We start from the raw sequence: 1,229 nt of genomic DNA on the forward strand, positions 1-1,229 counted from the left end.
GCCTTGCTGATTCCTGCAATCGACGAGCCACAAGTCACAATCAGGGAGAACATCGTAACGCTTAGATTTTTCAGATCTAAGATTGACGTTGACATCGAGAAGTTCACAACATACGGAATGACTTTGTCAACTGCCATGACGTATCTCTTTTCCGAGGAAATGCTTGACCTTTCCTACATAATATCTCCAAGTGTGAGAGATGAGGAGGTCGTCGTCGGTTTTTCACTTGCGATGCCAGAGGACATCCTCAGAAACATTCTCACTTCTCTTGGAGACAGGGTCGCTTACTCTTATTTGACAGATGGAACCTTCTACCTCGGGACACCTGAAGAAGTACAGAGTCTGGTAAACGCGTTCTGGAAAACTTATATTGGTGTGGAGTTTAAGCTGGAGGGTGAAACCGTTTCTGAGCAGATTGAGAGATTGAGAAAGACTCTTCCCGTGAACAGTTTTATTGAGTATCTGCCAAATGAAGCTTCTCTCATGGTTTTCGGAGATCTCCAAACCCATATGAGTCTTTCTGCTGCTCTTACAACTAATACGGTTACGAAGGAATTTACCATTCCGTGGGAGATAACAGATGTGGAAGACACTCCTCTCAACTCTTATTTAGACCTCGCAAGGAAATTGAATGCAACGCTTTTTTCTGAGAGTCTGACAATAATAAGCATTCCTGAATTCAACAAACTTATTCTTTCCGGGAATGATTCTCAGGTAAATGCTCTTTATGAATATCTAGAGCTTTATAGAGAAAATGTTACATCTGAGGATCTAGATTCAAGTAAAGTAAGAAAAACAATAACGCTACCGGACAACTTCTTTCTCATCGAAGATGTGCTGAAACTAGGGAGTGTTGGCGGGTCCGGCTTGACAGAAGGCAATACTCTTGTTGGCGCCATACTGAGTATTATTCAAAGCTATGCCCCTTATGAAGAGATAGCTGTAGATAGAGCATTTGAGCCTATCGGAAAGGTAACATTCGAGTTGCCAAACTATCTAGTTCCAGTTCTAGAAAAGACTGTGGATTCTTTTTCGGGAATATCTGCGGAGGTTTCCTACACGATAGTGAATTATCACTTAACAATAGAGGAGTCTGTGAGATCTCAAGTGGAGCGAATAACTGGAGCACTAATCGAGCCCTTGGGCGAAAGAAAGGGCTACATTCTTAAAGGCTCCAGGAATTCAATAGGAACAGCAGAGTATCTCCTCTCACTTTTCACTGGGATCAC

General features: G+C 42.5%; 1 pseudogene. It reads left to right on the forward strand.

Annotated features, from left to right (window positions below):
- A pseudogene (locus tag BG32_RS01950) lies at window positions 1-1,229 on the forward strand (type II secretory pathway, component HofQ); the annotation flags it as partial.

The sequence above is a fragment of the Mesotoga sp. HF07.pep.5.2.highcov genome (genome assembly GCF_003666285.1).
Taxonomy (GTDB): Bacteria; Thermotogota; Thermotogae; order Petrotogales; family Kosmotogaceae; genus Mesotoga; species Mesotoga prima.